This is a genomic window from Terribacillus sp. DMT04, from assembly GCF_019056395.1.
Classification (GTDB): domain Bacteria; phylum Bacillota; class Bacilli; order Bacillales; family Amphibacillaceae; genus Terribacillus; species Terribacillus aidingensis_A.
The window spans coordinates 2,238,312-2,254,208 of sequence record NZ_CP077639.1 but is presented as its reverse complement, the minus strand read 5'-3'; the positions used below and the strand labels follow the sequence as shown (position 1 = coordinate 2,254,208).

General features: G+C 41.9%; 14 protein-coding genes and 1 other annotated feature. Of the genes, 12 read left to right on the top strand and 2 right to left on the bottom strand.

The window, feature by feature from the left end; genetic code table 11:
• The first annotated feature begins 107 nt into the window (after window positions 1-107).
• The 5 genes from murC (at window position 108) to KS242_RS11935 (ending at window position 3,160) form a co-directional block, all read left to right on the top strand.
• Window positions 108-1,412, top strand: a complete 1,305-nt coding sequence (murC, locus tag KS242_RS11955; protein ID WP_217321544.1) for a UDP-N-acetylmuramate--L-alanine ligase — start codon at window positions 108-110, stop codon at window positions 1,410-1,412.
• A 167-nt stretch (window positions 1,413-1,579) separates the two neighbouring features.
• Window positions 1,580-2,062 carry a DUF948 domain-containing protein gene (locus tag KS242_RS11950; protein WP_217321543.1) on the top strand — a complete coding sequence of 161 codons (483 nt, stop codon included), beginning with the start codon at window positions 1,580-1,582 and terminating at the stop codon, window positions 2,060-2,062.
• Window positions 2,063-2,090: 28 nt separating this feature from the next.
• The gene (locus KS242_RS11945) at window positions 2,091-2,477 is read left to right on the top strand and encodes a YtxH domain-containing protein (protein WP_217321542.1); all 387 of its coding nucleotides are present in this window, start codon (window positions 2,091-2,093) and stop codon (window positions 2,475-2,477) included.
• A 65-nt stretch (window positions 2,478-2,542) separates the two neighbouring features.
• Entirely contained in the window at window positions 2,543-2,878 is a 336-nt protein-coding gene (ytxJ, locus tag KS242_RS11940; protein ID WP_217321541.1) for a bacillithiol system redox-active protein YtxJ, read from the top strand.
• Between the two features lie 12 nt (window positions 2,879-2,890).
• Complete coding sequence (locus KS242_RS11935; RefSeq protein ID WP_254391694.1) at window positions 2,891-3,160, top strand: YrhK family protein; 270 nt, start codon at window positions 2,891-2,893, stop codon at window positions 3,158-3,160.
• A gap of 32 nt (window positions 3,161-3,192) precedes the next feature.
• On the opposite strand, the gene KS242_RS11930 is transcribed toward KS242_RS11935, so the two are convergent.
• Window positions 3,193-5,316, bottom strand: coding sequence for a cell division protein FtsA (locus KS242_RS11930; protein ID WP_217321540.1), 2,124 nt, complete (start codon window positions 5,314-5,316; stop codon window positions 3,193-3,195).
• 189 nt (window positions 5,317-5,505) lie between these two features.
• Here KS242_RS11930 and KS242_RS11925 point away from each other — a divergent pair, with 189 nt between their 5' ends.
• Together KS242_RS11925 and ccpA are read left to right on the top strand one after the other, a co-directional pair.
• Window positions 5,506-6,597 carry a bifunctional 3-deoxy-7-phosphoheptulonate synthase/chorismate mutase gene (locus KS242_RS11925; protein ID WP_217321539.1) on the top strand — a complete coding sequence of 364 codons (1,092 nt, stop codon included), beginning with the start codon at window positions 5,506-5,508 and terminating at the stop codon, window positions 6,595-6,597.
• A gap of 176 nt (window positions 6,598-6,773) precedes the next feature.
• Window positions 6,774-7,769 carry a catabolite control protein A gene (gene ccpA, locus KS242_RS11920; protein WP_217321538.1) on the top strand — a complete coding sequence of 332 codons (996 nt, stop codon included), beginning with the start codon at window positions 6,774-6,776 and terminating at the stop codon, window positions 7,767-7,769.
• A 35-nt stretch (window positions 7,770-7,804) separates the two neighbouring features.
• Here the strand turns inward: ccpA and KS242_RS11915 are convergent, their stop codons facing one another.
• Entirely contained in the window at window positions 7,805-10,483 is a 2,679-nt protein-coding gene (locus KS242_RS11915) for a transglycosylase domain-containing protein (protein ID WP_217321537.1), read from the bottom strand.
• 156 nt (window positions 10,484-10,639) lie between these two features.
• Window positions 10,640-10,844: a binding site (T-box leader), on the top strand.
• 52 nt (window positions 10,845-10,896) lie between these two features.
• Between KS242_RS11915 and tyrS the strand changes: the two genes are divergently transcribed.
• The 5 genes from tyrS (at window position 10,897) to KS242_RS11890 (ending at window position 15,708) form a co-directional block, all read left to right on the top strand.
• Window positions 10,897-12,174: a tyrosine--tRNA ligase gene (gene tyrS / locus KS242_RS11910; protein ID WP_217321536.1), complete on the top strand. Its 1,278-nt coding sequence runs from the start codon at window positions 10,897-10,899 to the stop codon at window positions 12,172-12,174.
• A gap of 114 nt (window positions 12,175-12,288) precedes the next feature.
• Window positions 12,289-12,798: a general stress protein gene (locus KS242_RS11905; RefSeq protein WP_217321535.1), complete on the top strand. Its 510-nt coding sequence runs from the start codon at window positions 12,289-12,291 to the stop codon at window positions 12,796-12,798.
• 134 nt (window positions 12,799-12,932) lie between these two features.
• Window positions 12,933-13,778, top strand: coding sequence for a DUF2382 domain-containing protein (locus KS242_RS11900; RefSeq protein ID WP_217321534.1), 846 nt, complete (start codon window positions 12,933-12,935; stop codon window positions 13,776-13,778).
• 204 nt (window positions 13,779-13,982) lie between these two features.
• On the top strand, window positions 13,983-14,810 hold the full coding sequence (locus KS242_RS11895) for an STAS domain-containing protein (protein ID WP_217321533.1): 828 nt from the start codon (window positions 13,983-13,985) through the stop codon (window positions 14,808-14,810).
• Between the two features lie 148 nt (window positions 14,811-14,958).
• Window positions 14,959-15,708: an SDR family NAD(P)-dependent oxidoreductase gene (locus tag KS242_RS11890; protein WP_217321532.1), complete on the top strand. Its 750-nt coding sequence runs from the start codon at window positions 14,959-14,961 to the stop codon at window positions 15,706-15,708.
• Window positions 15,709-15,897: the final 189 nt, after the last annotated feature.

Genomic DNA, 15,897 nt, shown 5'->3' with positions numbered 1-15,897 from the left:
ATACTGTTGCTAGTATGCTTTTTTCATGTATATGTGACACACAACGCTTTACATACTTATACTAACACCATACAAAAGCGATATATCATTATGTGGAGGTTCCTATTATGACAACTTACCATTTCATTGGTATTAAAGGATCTGGTATGAGTGCATTAGCACAGATCCTGCATGATGCAGGCGAGAAAGTTCAAGGTTCTGATGTAGAGAAAGTATTCTTTACGGATCAAGCCCTAAAAGATAAAAAAATTTCGATACTGCCTTTTGCAAAAGAAAATATTAAACCCGATTTGACAATCATTGCAGGGAATGCCTTCTCTGATGAACATGAGGAAATTGTCGAAGCGAAGCGACTCGGACTTCCGTTCTATCGCTACCACGATTTTCTCGGTGCTTACGCAGATAAATTCCGCAGTGTTGCCGTTACAGGGGCGCATGGAAAGACATCAACAACAGGCTTATTAGCATATACGCTAAAACAGTCACATCCGATTTCTTATTTAATTGGCGATGGTACTGGAAGCGGTCAGCCGCAGAGTGACTACTTTGTATTTGAAGCATGTGAATACCGCCGTCATTTTCTTGCTTATAAGCCGGATTATGCGGTTATGCTGAATATTGATTTTGACCATCCGGATTATTTCAAAAACGTTGAGGACGTCTTCCAAGCTTTCCAGGAGCTGGCCAGCCAAGTTAAACACGCTATCATTGCTTGCGGTGATGATGCTTATTTGCGTGATTTGCAAGCCAGTGTCCCAGTTCATTACTACGGTTTTGACCCATCCAATACGTATCAAGCCAGAGATGTACATGAAGATCCATCTGGAACTACATTTGATGTATACGTAGAAGGCAGCTTCTATCATACATTTGTTATTCCGGGATATGGGAATCACCAAGTACTCAATGCACTAGCTGTCGTTGCTTTATGTCACCAAGAAGGCATGACAACAGACCAAATGAAAGAAATGTATGGATTTACTGGTGTGAAACGACGCTTTTCGGAAAAGAAAGTGGGCAGTCAAGTATTAGTAGATGATTATGCACACCATCCGAAAGAGATTGAAGTTACGATTGAATCTGCACGGAAAAAATATCCGGATCAGCAAGTAGTAGCTGTCTTTCAGCCACATACATTTACAAGAACAAAGACATTTTTACAAGAATTTGCGGACAGCTTGAAGCTTGCAGATGCTGTATACCTATGCGATATATTTGGTTCTGCTCGTGAAGCTAAAGGAACATTAACCATTCATGATCTGCAGAAACTGATACCAGACTGTGAAGTGCTGCAGCTGGAGGATGTACATGTACTGAAGCAGTATGACGATAGTATCCTTCTATTTATGGGTGCCGGGGATATACAGAAATTCCAGGCTGCCTATGAAGATTCATTGCAAGCTGTACAATAATCCATTACACTAAAAAAGAGGAGTGCTGCTCCTCTTTTTTTATTTGTGCTTTTATGTTTAACGATTTATTTCGGGGGAATACCGTAGTTAGACAAAAGAGTACAATTAGCATGAGATGTGCTGGAACTACTCATACTACATACCAAAGAAGGAGCTGACTATTCATCATGGAAATTCTAGGGTACATTGCTGCATTAATCGCAGCTGTCGCATTCGCAGTTTTAGTAATCTTTCTCGCCAAAACATTGAAAGCTGCTTCTCGCACATTAAATGATGTTGCAAGCACATTAGAAGGCGTCGAAAAACAGATGCAGGGAATCACAAGTGAAACAGCTGAGCTGCTCAGTAAGACAAATCATCTTGCTGAAGATATTGGAGAAAAAGCACAAAAGCTCAACACGCTTGTGGACGGTATTGAAGGTATCGGTGATACAGTCAACAGCTTGAACAATTCCATTCGCAATGTCTCCAATAAAGTGGCATTGTCTGCAGAACAAAATACAGAACAAACTGGTCAAGTGCTTAAATGGGGTTCCGTAATACTTGACTTATGGAAGAAAAAGAAGCAGAATGAAGCCAATGAGAGCGTCTCTGTACCAGCTGTACAACCAACAGAGCAGCCTTTACCAGTAAAAGAAACATCTTATTAAACCAAGCGACGCTAGGAGGCAATGCACTATGTCAACGAAGAAGACAAATGGAAGAGACTTTCTGATTGGTTCCATCATCGGCAGTGTGGCAGGAGCTATAACAGCACTTGTATTGGCACCTAAATCAGGTAAAGAACTGCGTAATGATATCACAGAACAAGCAGGCACTTTAAAAGGCCGAGCGGGTGATATGACGTCTCAGTACAGTGAAAAAGGCATGCAATGGAAAGAGGCTCTTACGGATAAAGTGAAAAACATGAAATCCGGTAATGACCAATCCAATGACGAACCTTCTGCCAATGACAAAGAAGCAGAAGATGCTGCTGAAGAAGTAGCACGTGCAATTGAGGAAGCTGCAAGAGAGTTAGAAATGGAGCAGCAAAAATCCGCAATTGAACGTAATAAGGATCTTTAATGAGAAGACTCCTAAGCATCTTGCTTAGGAGTCTGTTTTATTATTAGAAAGGGAGCTGATCAGAAATGGAAGCAAAAGTTATTCAAAACGCAGAGGAATTTCAAGATGTACTAAATCGTGAGGCGGCTTTTTATTTGCTCAAGCATAGTCTGACTTGCCCGATTAGCGCAGCTGCAAAACAGGAATACGATCGTTTTAGCTTGGATACACAATTGCCGCTATACACCTTGTATGTACAAGAAGCGCGAGAATTGTCTAATAGCATTGCCGAACGTTACGGAGTAAAACATGAATCACCGCAAGTACTGCTTTTTGAAAATAACCAAATTATCTGGAATACATCACATTATGAGATTAAAGAGGAGGTTTTGCGGGAAGAGATACAGAGATTTAACAAGTAGGTGGTGTCTGATTTGGAAGATAAGGATAGTTCAGGAAATAAGGAAGAAGTGGTTCAGGTAGGAAAATACGGAATCTTTTTTAAACGGCCATATCAAATTCTGTATATGCTGAATGACTTTCTCATTGGACTCATTTTTCTCGTAGGCAGTTTCTTCTTTATGTATGAGTCTTTAAAAATGGCTGGATGTTGGTTGTTTGCAGCAGGTAGTTTTTTGCTTTTGATACGGCCAACCATTCGTGTCATCCATGATATCAACTATAAGAAATACAGGAACCAATGAAAAAAGCTGTACGCCATCGCGTACAGCTTTTTTCACGTTGTCAGTTCAATTTTGTCATGCGGTGCTAGAGCATCGTGAAAAGTTGCTTCGGAATCATTTTTATAGAGACGAAAGTTCCCGCTCATTTTTGTCAGATCAATATCAACAAAGCGAAAGATGTCTTGAATGATAAACGAATCAGATGCTGTGCGCAGGGCAAGTCTTTCGCCGCATAGAATATGGTCATCGGATGCTACAGGCTGTCCATCTTTATAGAGCTGTGCTGCTGGCGGAGTCAGTTTGATTGTCCTGCCATTGAATGTTACGGTAATATTTGTCTCGTTGTCTGCTGGCAGCTGAGAAAGAAGCTCGGATGCCTTAGGTGTGGTGCGTTCTTGGAAACGGATGCTGTCGCCATCAGTAACTGTATCACGCAACCTAGCTGGAACCTCATTAATAGTGAATTGTTGGCTGAAAGCATCAATTGTTATTAATCGATCATTGATATATACCTCATAATCTGATGCCTCGGTTAGCGCTGGCAATGGCAGCTGCTTTTCGTGCAAAAAGCGTTCTGCTGTTGTTGTGCGCTGCACGACAAGTTCATCTCTGTCTTCAAGTCGATGATTAGCAGGAACAGATTGCCCATTCACTAACACTTGCTGCTTCACGATGTACGATTTTCCATTATAGAAAACAGTAATTGGTTCTAGATTACCAACAATATCTGCTGCCGTAACTTGTGCAGGTAGACCATCTGCACCTGCTTTGACTTCTATGATGTCTCCATCTTGAATCTGTGTCTCCAAACTTGCCCTCTGTTGATTGCATATAATGGTTGGTGCTTCACCAAGCGTCCCAGGGATGGTTAATGGCTTACCTTGGAATGAAATCATGCAAGCGGCTCCGGGTTTTCCATACAGTCGGGAAATATGTATGCCAGAAGCCAGCAGTGCGTCGCCAACAGAAAGCTGTTTCATATCAAACAATCGTGTGAGACGTCCGTTAACTTGTATGCTTACATAATGAACTGGACTTTGTTTCGCTGCCAATGCAATACCAATTGGTGTAATAAATGCAGGACCTTCGGGCACGTTAGACGTTCTTGCTAGAGACTGGATGGCATCTGTTCCGCGAATCGCCACACGGTTATCGGGCAAATCAAGCAGTTTGGCTAAACGAGACGGAAGTCCAGGCGTCTGACTGCCGCCGCCAACTAGCATGACAGCTTTTGGAGCTTTGGCATTTAATTGAATAATAGTGGAAGCAATGGCCTCAGCCAGCTGATCGACTGCCGCGCCTATATCTTGTTCCACTTGGTCCGATTCCAGCTGTTGTTCAAAACCAAGGATATCCATTGTTGTAAGAGATCCTTTGTCAGCCCAATCGCGTTTTGCTGCTTCCGCAACATAGAAGTCCAGCAAATAATGATCACTTATCGCTTCTGTAATCTCATCTCCAGCTTTCGGAACCATTCCATAAGCTGTAATGGTTCCTTCGTTCGTTATCGCAATATCACTTGTTCCGGCTCCAATATCAACTAATGCGACATTCAGGCGGCGCATGGAGGCGGGAATAAGCACATGTATGGCTGCAATTGGTTCAAGCGTGAGTGCGTCCATCTCCAAATCACAGCGTTTTAGTGCAGACAGCAGGGACTCCACCACAACTTTTGGCAGAAAAGTAGCGATAATTTCGGCGCTTGCTTCCTGGCCTTGCTGATCAATCAGCGAACCAATCTCTTGATCGTCTAACTGATAACGCAATACAGAATAGCCAACACAATAATAATCTGTCCGCGAATCTTCAGACTGGGCAATTTCATATTGTGCATGCTGCACCGCGCTAAGTTCCAAATGCTGCACTTGTTCTTTATCTAATACACCGCGCTCCGCAATACTATGATTTACTGTCGCACGCTTTGTCTGCAGCGAACGACCAGCAGCTGCCACACAAACTTTGGACAATTTCCCGTGCTTTTCCTCTAATTTCTGTTTCACTTCTGCAATCACGTTAGCAACTGCCACAACATCGTGAATTTGTCCATCCAGCATGGATCGTTCATTATGTTCTACCATCTCGTAATCTAGTAATGTATAAGTGTCAGCTTCTGCTTCCAAAAGCATTCCGACAACTGTTCTTGTGCCAATATCCAAGGCGAAAACTCTTTCTTTCAAAGCGATAATCCTTTCTGCATTGAACTCTTCGTTTTAGTAACAGGAAAGCAAGGCGTATATATCCTATACCGTGACTGTTCTTCATACATTCATTCTACACTATTTGTAGGTGACAGCGCGTAAACTTTTAGCTATAATGATTGCTAATTACTTGAGCTGGATATACTAGAAAGAGAGTGGGAGAGAGCGATGATGAACGACGAATTAGCCGTCTTGCGAAAAAAACTGGATGACGTAAATTTGGACCTGCTAGCTTTGATAAATGAACGAGGAAAGCTGGTTCAGGAAATTGGAAAAGTGAAAGAAAAGCAAGGAACGAAGCGTTTTGATCCGGTTCGGGAACGGGATATGCTGAACGTGATTGCAGATAACAACCAAGGACCTTTCCAGGATGGAACACTGCAGCATTTGTTTAAGGAGATATTCAAGGCGAGTTTGGAGCTGCAGGAAGATGATATGCATAAAGCATTACTTGTATCACGGCAGCGGAAACCGGAAAATACAGTTATTAAGATTAAGAATACCTCTATTGGAGATGGTGTCCCGCAATTCGTATTCGGACCTTGTTCGGTTGAAAGTTACCAGCAAACGGCAAAGGTTGCAGCATCACTTCAAGAAAAAGGATTAAAGCTGCTTCGCGGCGGAGCTTTCAAACCGCGTACATCTCCATATGACTTCCAAGGTTTAGGCGAGGAAGGGTTGCGTATCTTAAAAAAGATAGCTGATACATACGACTTGGCTGTCATTAGTGAAATTGTCGCACCTGAAGATGTAGAAAAAGCAGCTGACTATTTGGATGTCATTCAAATTGGCGCGCGGAATATGCAAAATTTTGAATTGCTGAAAGCAGCTGGTGATGTAAGAAAACCAATTTTGTTAAAGCGGGGGATGTCGTCTACCATCTCTGAGTTTATCCATGCTGCTGAGTATATCAGCTCTCGCGGAAATAATGAGATTATTCTTTGTGAGCGGGGTATCCGCACATTCGAAAATGCAACTCGGAATACACTGGATATAACTGCAGTACCCATTTTAAAACAAGAAACGCATCTGCCGGTAATGGTTGATGTTACACATTCTACTGGCAGACGAGACTTACTGCTTCCAGCTGCTAAAGCAGCGCTGGCTATCGGAGCAGATGGTATTATGGCAGAGGTTCACCCCGATCCGGCTGTTGCACTATCGGATGCTGCCCAGCAAATGGACCTGGGACGCTTTGATGCATTTTATCGGAATTTAACGTCTCATAGCAGTTATGCAAGTCGTGTCCCTGCTGAATAATAGGTGTTTAGAAACACAGCAAGCCCATAATATCAAGGGTTTTTGTATCTCTTTCTACTGAAATGTTCGAAACTCTGGTATAATGGGTAAAGAATATGTGAATAAACATACAAATTGCTAATATCATCTTTAGATGATTGGAATCGTGTAAGGTGTATATAGGAGGAAATGACACAATGAATGTAACCATATACGACGTTGCCCGCGAAGCAAATGTATCAATGGCAACTGTCTCCCGTGTGGTAAATGGCAACCCAAACGTTAAACCTGCAACTCGGAAAAAAGTACTTGGCACCATAGAGACGCTCGGCTATCGTCCGAACGCAGTAGCAAGAGGGCTTGCAAGTAAGCGAACAACGACAGTCGGAGCAATCATACCGGATATCTCCAGTATTTTCTTCTCGGAGCTTGCCCGCGGGATAGAGGATATTGCAACGATGTATAAATACAATATGATCCTAAGCAATTCCGATCAAAACACGGATAAAGAATTAACGCTTTTCAATAGCATGCTGGAAAAGCAGGTAGATGGTATTGTTTTCATGGGCGGAAAAATTAGTGACGAATTGCTTCAGCAGTTTGAGAAGTCACCTGTGCCAATTGTTATTGCAGCTACAGTACAAGGGACAGGCGATATCCCAACTGTTGCAATCGACTACGAACAAGCGGCATATGAGGCGACTAATTTACTTGTCAGTCACAATCATCAGCATCCGGCATTTGTTGCGGGAGAAACAGAAATCGAAACAAATAACCAGAAATATAAAGGTTATCTTCGTGCTGTAACCGAGCATAATAGTGAAGTGAAGCAAGAGTACATCGTGAAGGCAGCCAACACGTATGATGCTGGCCTTAAGGCAGCTAAACAGCTGGCAGAACTTTCCGACCGACCGTCTGCTGTATTTGTTTCTTCAGATGAAATGGCTCTTGGTGTAATTCATGGCTTCCAGGATATCGGCTTACAGGTACCAGAAGATATCGAAGTAGTAGGCTATGATAATACAAGACTTGCGACAATGGTGCGTCCGACGTTATCTACTGTTGTACAGCCGACGTATGATATCGGAGCCGTGGCTATGCGTCTTTTGACAAAACTAATGAATAAAGAGGAAGTCACAGATAAAAATGTTACCTTGCCTCACCGAATTATCGAACGTAATTCGACAAAATAAAAACTAGCGTATCCATTTGGATACGCTAGTTTTTTTCATAGTGTAATGGTCGACGACTCTTTATCATTCTTGCCGACAGCTTTAATTTGATAGGAAGAATCGCTATCCGGCAAATTGTAGGACGATTGATCGCTGAATCCAATTTGTACATAGTTGTCGCCTTGTTTTTGCAGGATGCGATAACCTTTTACATCTTTTGTTTTGGACTGTGTCCATGAGAGTTTCTTATCTGATTTCTTTACATTGGTTGGCGGCAGCGGAGCACCGGAACTTGTCGTTATGGTGTTCACTTTATCTTCTGCTTTTGCTGCCGTTTTGCCAATTAGATTTTGTGCTTTTTCATTGCGAGGGAAGAGCTGTTCAACACTCACTCCTTGCAACTCGTTTGCTTTAAGATAATCAGGGTTTAATACAATGCTGCCGCCTTGTCTGATTAAGCTGTTATCAGCTTCTGTTGGTGCATATTTTGTATTAAAGAGATCCGTTTTCACCATGCCGGCTTGATTGCACAGATCTGTTGGTTTACCGCCGTCAATCGCACAATAGGAAGCACTTGTAATCCCGCTAGGCTGCTTAAAGGAGGAACTAGGAGCCATAAGCTCTGGATCTATTTTTGTTGCACTGTTGACGAGCTGCGTCCAAAGAAGCTGGTTTCGCTGGCTGTAACTCATTCCAGCAGCTTGAATAGAAGCCTGCTGATCGTAGCCCATCCATACACCGACTGTCACATTCGGGTTTGTTGCAACGAACCAGGAATCATGATAATTCTGTGATGTTCCGGTTTTACCGGCCCAATCGACATTTTTATTCGCCAGCTGTGAATTGGTATAGGTGGCAGTACCGCTATCAAGGACACCGCGCATCATATCCAACATCAAGTAGTTCGTTTGCGGGCTGAAAACTTTAGTGGATTCAGACTTGTGCTTATAGATTTCTTTGCCGTCTTGCGTTTTGATAGATTCAATCATATAAGCATCCGTGAATTTCCCGTTATTCCCGAACGTTGCGTAGGCATTAACGTTTTCTTCAACTGTTGTACCATAAGCAATCCCGCCTAATGCTGCGGAAAGGTTATGGTGATCGCCTTCTGTTAATGATGAAATCCCCATCTTTTCTACATATTTGCTAGCCGGGTCCAAGTTGACAATGTCTTTATAAGCTCGTATTGCCGGAATGTTATAGGACTGCTCTAAGGCTTTTCTGGCAGTTACCAAACCATGGAAGTTTCCAGCATAGTTACCAGGTGTATAAGGCTTTTGACCAGGTACGGAGAAGCTTTTACGTATGTCTGCAATAGGACTTCCGGGCTGCAATGCACCTTCTTCCATTGCTGGTGCATACACTAACAATGGTTTCATTGTACTGCCGTTAGAGCGTTTCGTGTCTGTGGCATGATTCACTTGGTTCTTGTCATAATCTCTGCCGCCAACGAAACTTAAAATCTTACCAGTGCTGTTCTCAATCATAATAGAACCAGCTTGAATCGGTTCAGAATATGCCTCTGCTTCCTCCGGTTCCACCCAGTGATCAGGCTGGTAATAGGCATAATCCTTTGCAATTTTTTGCTGGGTTTCATACATTTCCTTATTAATTGTTGTATGAATTTGATAGCCATTTTGACGGATAGCACGTGCAGCTTTATCCAGATATTCATTTTTTAGGTCGTTATCTTTGTTTAGTTCCTTCTCAGAATGTCCATCTGCTTTCGCTAGCTCGACTGAAATAATATCGGCTGCGCGCTGCTCGACTTCGGTTGTCAAATAGCCGGATCTTGTTTTAGAAGATGCGCTGCTTTCGATGAAGTCTTGTGTAATATCATAGCTCATCGCTTCTTCGTATTCTTCGTCATTAATATACCGCTCATCCAGCATGCGGTTGAGCACTTGTTTCATTCGGTTTAAACCAGGCTGCATCGCTGCTTCTTCCTTCAGCTTTCCGCTGTTCGTAAACGGAGAGTATGCTGTCGGACTTTGTGGCAATCCTGCTAGAAATGCAGCTTGAGGCAGTGTAAGATCTTTGGCATCAATACCGAAAATACCTTGCGCTGCCGTTTGGACACCGGCAATATTATCACCTGCTGCGTTTCTTCCGAATGGAACGATATTCATATAAGCTTCTAATATTTCATCTTTCGTCAATGCTTTTTCCAAACGCATTGCCAATACAATTTCTTTCGCTTTTCGCTCGAAGGAAACTTCGTTGGTCAAGATTTGATTTTTGACGAGCTGCTGTGTAAGCGTACTTCCTCCGGATTTTGTCTCCGCGTTTGTCGCTTCCTGCATAATGGCACGCAAAATAGATTTTGGTACGACACCATCATGTGTTTCAAAGTTATCATCCTCTGTTGCAATAACACCATCAATTACATACGGCGATATTTCATCAAGTTTAATGTCTTCCCGGTAAAGGTCTGCCTTAATATTGCCAAGAAATACATTGTCTGCGTAATAAATCGATGACGTCTCTTCATAATTATTGATATCCTCTTTCATCGACGCATACGTACGAACAGGTTCATCTTTTACAAGTGATGCGAAATACCCTGCACCGGCCCCGGCAGCGAAAAAGATTCCGATACCAGCAAGAAGCAGGAAAAAGAGAAATAAGTTCCAAATGACATCATATGTTATACGAGAATTCCGCTGAATCTTGCCAGCTTTCCAAGCTTCCGCAACCCGTGTCCGAAGTTTATTCCAAATTGCTTTGATTTGCATGTTTCACCCCCGAATTGGTTTATCTATTATACCATAATAGTCAATTTTCGTTGTGAGTCCATCTTCCTTGTTGAGATTTGTAGATTAACTTATCTGCTGAAAAAAACTTGTATTTTATAAGTGTATATGGTAATAATGTAGGAACAGTCAATATAAAATATTGCGTTGAAGGTTATAGTAGCGGAACAATTCCCTGTTGCAGAGAGCTGACGGCCGGTGCGAGTCAGTATACAGTTGTTTTGCCAAGTACAGACCGGAGCTTCTTCTGTGCAGGCAGAGGACGGATGTATATCCGTTAGCAAACCGAGTGGCAGGTCAACTGCAACAAGGGTGGTACCGCGAGTCATGTCTCGTCCCTTTTTTGGGGATGGGGCATTTTTTTTGTTTCTATAAAGTGTTGAGGAGTGTAAAATATGTCAATTTTGAAGGATTTGAGAGACAGAGGTTTGATACAGCAAACAAGTGATGAGGAAGGTTTGGAAAAACATCTATCCAGCCAGCAAGTAAGCTTGTACTGCGGGTTTGATCCGACTGCTGATAGTCTGCACATCGGGCATTTGGTGCCGATGCTTATGCTAAAACGTTTTCAGCAAGCAGGTCATCGTCCCATCGCTCTTATCGGCGGCGGTACGGGTATGATTGGAGATCCGAGCGGCCGTTCGGATGAGCGTAACTTAAATGATGCAGCTACTGTGGACAGTTTCAGCCAAGGCATCGCCAAACAGCTTGCCGGCATCTTGAATTTCGATGAGGGCGAGAATGCTGCCAAAGCGGTAAACAATAAAGACTGGCTCGGAGCGATGAGCATTATCGATTTCCTCCGTGATGTTGGGAAGCATTTTGGTGTCAATTATATGCTGGCAAAAGACTCTGTCGAATCCAGATTAGCGAATGGCATCTCTTTTACAGAATTCAGTTACATGATCTTGCAGTCACTCGATTATCTTCGCCTGCACGAAAGAGAAAATGTCACGCTGCAAATTGGCGGCAGCGATCAGTGGGGGAATATTACTGCTGGAATGGAATTAATCCGTCGTACACATGCAGGAAACGATGAAGAAGCAGCAGACAAGGCCTTTGCGCTTACAGTGCCGCTAATCACAAAGGCTGACGGTACGAAATTCGGGAAAACTGCTGGAGGAGCTGTTTGGCTCAGCCCGGAACGGACGACACCATATGAGTTTTACCAGTTCTGGTACAACACAGACGATCGTGATGTAATCAAGTTCATGAAATACTTCACATTCATGTCGCTGGAAGAAATCGCAGCATTTGAAGAAAGTGTGGCAAAGGAACCAGAAAAACGCCTAGCACAGACAAAATTGGCAGAAGAAATGACGACACTTGTACACGGTAAAGAAGCGTTGGAACAAGCTATCAAGATCTCTGCAGCTTTGTTCAGCGGTGATATTGCATCTCTTAATGGTGCGGAAATAGAACAAGGCTTTAAGGATGTGCCATCTTACACGGCAGCGGATGAAGACAAAGGTCTTGTTGACATGCTTGTAGAAGCAGGCATCTCATCCTCTAAACGTCAGGCGAGAGAAGATATTACCAATGGCGCCATCCGTGTTAACGGAAATAAAGTCGAAGATACAGCTCGTGTCCTCGTCGAAGGTGATCGTATCGATGAAAGATTCATTATCATACGCCGCGGAAAGAAAAAATACACATTGCTTAAATTTGCATAATAACGAAGCACTGTCCATTTGGGCAGTGCTTTTATGTTTTATAAGGAACGGAGGGGGAAAAGAAAGAACCATAGAGATAGCCAAAATGAGAATACACACAATAGGAGGCATAATATGCGTAACACGATAGAATCATTCAACAATGAAGCAAACGCAATTGTACGTCTTAATGAATTGGTTACTGCGGGTGTACCAGAGGAAGATGTGACCGTTATTGTGGATAAAAAACCGGACGACAGCATCTTAGCGGATAAACGAGAAGTGAATTATAAAGAGGCAAATGGCTCTTTCGGCAACAAGTTTTCTTCTTTCTTTTCTAGCAGTGACCCAGAAGAGAAAGTATTAAAAAATCTCGAACTTTCGGATACGGAAAAAAATCGCTATACGGAGGAATTAAAAGCAGGTAAGGTATTGCTTTATGCAAAAAACAAACCTGCAGCTGAAACAACCGGACAAGTAATATCTCAACCGGGCAGCAAAAAACGCAGTAACCATGCAACAGAAGCCGAAAAAGGGATGACGGCAGATGGGCTGTATGCGGCAGATAAACCGAATGATGGAATTCATGCAGAACCGAACACGAAAGATCAGGTTGCGAATGAGCTTAACAAGGACAGAAAATAATTATATTTTGTTAGTGGTTAATGCCTATAAATATGAGTGTGAAGACAAGATGTAAAAAATATTGTTTAACATTAATATCGTCGGGAAAACAATTACTAAACAAGATTACATTACAATAGTAGGAGGTACACAACATGTTAGCACAAAATATTGAAACCTACCAAAACGAGAATGACGTAATCGTGAGAGTGAATGAACTTAAATCTAAAGGTATCCAAGAAGATAAAGTAACTGTTATTACAGATAAGAAACCAGACGCTTCGATCCTAGCAGATCGATTAAGTGTAAACTACAAAGAAGCTAAAGGGTCATTCGGTGATAAAGTTTCTGCAATGTTCTCTGGAGATAAGCCAGAAGAAAAAACGCTGCACGAGCTAAACTTAAATGAAAGAGAAACAGACCAATATGCAGATGAATTGAAGAACGGAAAGATTCTGCTGTTTATCGATCCAGCTGCTAGAAAGACGTTGGAAAAGGAAGACGACTCTATTGCACAGGACCCAATAGATGCTAACAATACCGCTTATACAGAAACAGATAACACTGCTTTCACAGAGGTCAATAAAAACCCAGCTGCACAGCCAGGAACTTCTCAAAAAGAGCAAATGGAACTGCATGAAGAGGTTGTCGATGTAGAGCGCGATACATTCAAAGCTGGTGAAGTAAATGTTGATAAGCGTACTGTGACAGATCGTGAAGAATTTGATGTGCCAGTTAATAAGCAGGAAGTAAACATTGAACGTCGCCCAGTAAATAAAGTAAGCGATAAAGCAAATGCTGCTGGAGCTTATACAGAAAAAGACGGCATTCATGTTCCTGTATATGAAGAAAAAGTAGACGTAGACAAAAAAGATGTCATTAAAGAAGAAATCGTCGTAAATAAAAAAGATGTGCAGGAAAATGTACACGTAAATGAAAATGTGAAACGTGAAGAAGCAGAAATAAAAGATACTACGAAAAAAGATAGTGATTTGAAATAAGCATAATCGAGCAAGCGAAGAACTCCAGCCGTTAACACAACATGTGCCGGCTGGGGCTTTTTTTGCTGAAAATAATTCGTTCAGTTTAGGAGAATGGTCGTATTTTTCCTTTTTTTCAGGTTCCCAAAGGTATTCTTTCATAAAAGATGCTATAGTAAATAGTGTTCATTTATTATGTAAAGATTTGATAAAAGGAGCAGGAAAATGCAATATCAACAGGACTTACATCAGCATTATCTTGAAAATATAGATCAAATAGTTGACGAATGGTATAGCGCTGCCGATAAAACGAGTGGTGTATATGCTTCTGAAGATCCAGATGTCATTGCCAAGCTTAAGCAACAAAATAGAGGATTTCATGAGCGATTCTGTGAGGTGCTGAATCCCGATACAGATTTATCATGTAATGCATTTGAAGATTGGGTTATTTCGACTGCCAGAGATGATCGTCATTTAAATACACCCATTGAAATAGTTGTTCAAGAATTCCATCGCAATCAAGAAATTTATTTGCATATTCTGCGTGAGTTTTGTGATGCAAAAGATGTAGATGCCCAAACTGCGTTGGATTATTATAAGAAAATTACGGAATCATTCAATGAAGTCATTGTTTGGTTTATCCGCGAAAGTGCCAAACAGTCAGAATTCCAATTAAAGGCGCAGCAAGACTTAATCTTGGAACTAAGCACCCCAGTTATATCACTTACGCCGACAGTCGCACTGCTGCCGCTTGTAGGTGATATAGATACAAATCGTGCTCAATATATGATGGATAATGTCTTGCACAGCTGTTCGAAGCTTGAGGTAGATCACCTATTTATTGATATGTCCGGAGTTGTTGTGATAGATACAATGGTGGCGCAGCGAATATTTTCTATTATAGAAGCATTAAAACTGCTCGGCGTGGAAACAATCATTTCTGGTATGCGTCCTGAAATTGCCCAAACGTCTACACAGCTGGGCATCCCATTTGGCAAAATTAAAACGACAAATTCTTTAAAAGATGCTGTGGAGAAAATTTTGTTTCAATAAAATAAGCAATAATAAAGAGGGCTGTAATAGCTCTTTTTTATTTGGGAAGCATAATGCTGTTGATATAAGTCGACTTTCTTCAAACTATAAGAAGTAAGTAGTAAAATAGTCAGTATATCATTCATACTATCTATTGGAGGGAATGCAGATGGGAAAAACAGCAATTATAACAGGTGCAGGAAGCGGACTAGGACAAGCGACAGCAGTTCGTCTTGCAGAAGAAGGCGTTAATATCGCTGTGGTTGATGTAAGTGAAAAAGGGGCCAACGAAACAGTTGACTTGGTAAAGAAAGCTGGAGCAGATGCTGTTTTCATTCAAGCGGATGTGTCTAAAGAAGCGGAAGTGAAGAATTATGTAGATAAGACGTTAGAACATTTTGGATCTATCGACTACTTCTTCAATAATGCTGGTATCTCTGGAAGCGGGAAGTATTTCCTTGAATCAGACGTTTCTGAAATTGAACGTATCGTAGGCATCAACTTGCTTGGAGCACTGTATGGTATTCGTTACGTAGCAGACGTGATGGTGAAAAATGGCGGAGGTTCGATTGTGAACACATCTTCGAGCGCAGGAGTCATTGGGCAAGATTCAGTTGTTACTTATGCGGCGACAAAACATGCCATCGTCGGGATGACAAAAAGCTTGGTAGCAGAGTATGCGAAAGACGGACTGCGTGTAAATGCAATTGCACCAGGACCTACCGAAACAAAAATGGTAGCCGAGTTTTATGCAGCTAATCCGCAAATGAAAGAAAATGCAACTGGCGGCATTCCGCAAAAACGACTAGGAACACCAGAAGAGGTAGCAGAACTTGTTGCATTTTTGCTTACATCTAAAGCGCAATACATCAACGGCGAAGTAGTCCGCATTGATGGCGGTTTTACGAGTACAAAATAAGTTATGCAGGAGAGCTTGTTATTTCAAGCTCTCTTTTTGTTTAGTGTAGATGAAACTGCTGCTTAGTTTAGTTATTAATTTTTTAAGCAGAAGCTGCTGGAAAGGAGAATATACGATGGAGGAGCGAAAAAAGAAGAGGAAACGTAATAAAAGTAAGATAGTGCGGTTTGGCAATCTAATTGCAGTAAT

What these genes read in the sequence shown, in the direction of transcription:
- murC (WP_217321544.1), top strand. Translation starts at nt 108, where the DNA reads ATGACAACTTACCATTTCATTGGTATTAAAGGATCTGGTATGAGTGCA.
- KS242_RS11950 (WP_217321543.1), top strand. Translation starts at nt 1,580, where the DNA reads ATGGAAATTCTAGGGTACATTGCTGCATTAATCGCAGCTGTCGCATTC.
- KS242_RS11945 (WP_217321542.1), top strand. Translation starts at nt 2,091, where the DNA reads ATGTCAACGAAGAAGACAAATGGAAGAGACTTTCTGATTGGTTCCATC.
- ytxJ (WP_217321541.1), top strand. Translation starts at nt 2,543, where the DNA reads ATGGAAGCAAAAGTTATTCAAAACGCAGAGGAATTTCAAGATGTACTA.
- KS242_RS11925 (WP_217321539.1), top strand. Translation starts at nt 5,506, where the DNA reads ATGATGAACGACGAATTAGCCGTCTTGCGAAAAAAACTGGATGACGTA.
- ccpA (WP_217321538.1), top strand. Translation starts at nt 6,774, where the DNA reads ATGAATGTAACCATATACGACGTTGCCCGCGAAGCAAATGTATCAATG.
- KS242_RS11915 (WP_217321537.1), bottom strand. Translation starts at nt 10,483, where the DNA reads ATGCAAATCAAAGCAATTTGGAATAAACTTCGGACACGGGTTGCGGAA.
- tyrS (WP_217321536.1), top strand. Translation starts at nt 10,897, where the DNA reads ATGTCAATTTTGAAGGATTTGAGAGACAGAGGTTTGATACAGCAAACA.
- KS242_RS11905 (WP_217321535.1), top strand. Translation starts at nt 12,289, where the DNA reads ATGCGTAACACGATAGAATCATTCAACAATGAAGCAAACGCAATTGTA.
- KS242_RS11900 (WP_217321534.1), top strand. Translation starts at nt 12,933, where the DNA reads ATGTTAGCACAAAATATTGAAACCTACCAAAACGAGAATGACGTAATC.
- KS242_RS11895 (WP_217321533.1), top strand. Translation starts at nt 13,983, where the DNA reads ATGCAATATCAACAGGACTTACATCAGCATTATCTTGAAAATATAGAT.
- KS242_RS11890 (WP_217321532.1), top strand. Translation starts at nt 14,959, where the DNA reads ATGGGAAAAACAGCAATTATAACAGGTGCAGGAAGCGGACTAGGACAA.